Origin of the sequence: Citrobacter sp. Ce119, assembly GCF_030334525.1 — a bacterium.
Classification (GTDB): Bacteria; Pseudomonadota; Gammaproteobacteria; order Enterobacterales; family Enterobacteriaceae; genus Citrobacter; species Citrobacter europaeus.
In genome coordinates this window covers 1-324 of record NZ_JAOWDR010000010.1, presented here as the reverse complement: position 1 = coordinate 324, position 324 = coordinate 1, and the positions used below count along the sequence as shown (strand labels likewise).

The 324-nt window shown below is 53.7% G+C and carries 3 tRNA genes; all 3 read right to left on the bottom strand.

Features of this window, described 5'->3' with window-relative positions:
• Positions 1-24 precede the first annotated feature (24 nt).
• The 3 genes from OGV80_RS00280 to OGV80_RS00270 all read right to left on the bottom strand — a co-directional run bounded on the left by OGV80_RS00280 (position 25) and on the right by OGV80_RS00270 (position 324).
• Positions 25-111, bottom strand: a tRNA-Leu gene (locus OGV80_RS00280).
• A 12-nt stretch (positions 112-123) separates the two neighbouring features.
• Positions 124-197 (bottom strand) — tRNA-Cys (locus OGV80_RS00275).
• 51 nt (positions 198-248) lie between these two features.
• A tRNA-Gly gene (locus OGV80_RS00270) sits at positions 249-324 on the bottom strand.

Genomic DNA, 324 nt, shown 5'->3' with positions numbered 1-324 from the left:
CTTTGATTATTCTGTTCTTTCCCATGGTACCCGGAGTGGGACTTGAACCCACACAGCGCGAACGCCGAGGGATTTTAAATCCCTTGTGTCTACCGATTCCACCATCCGGGCTCGGGAAGAAATTGGAGGCGCGTTCCGGAGTCGAACCGGACTAGACGGATTTGCAATCCGCTACATAACCGCTTTGCTAACGCGCCGAAATCTTCTGGCTTTACAGCCGACATCCGCTATTGCCGATGTCTTTAATTTGGAGCGGGAAACGAGACTCGAACTCGCGACCCCGACCTTGGCAAGGTCGTGCTCTACCAACTGAGCTATTCCCGC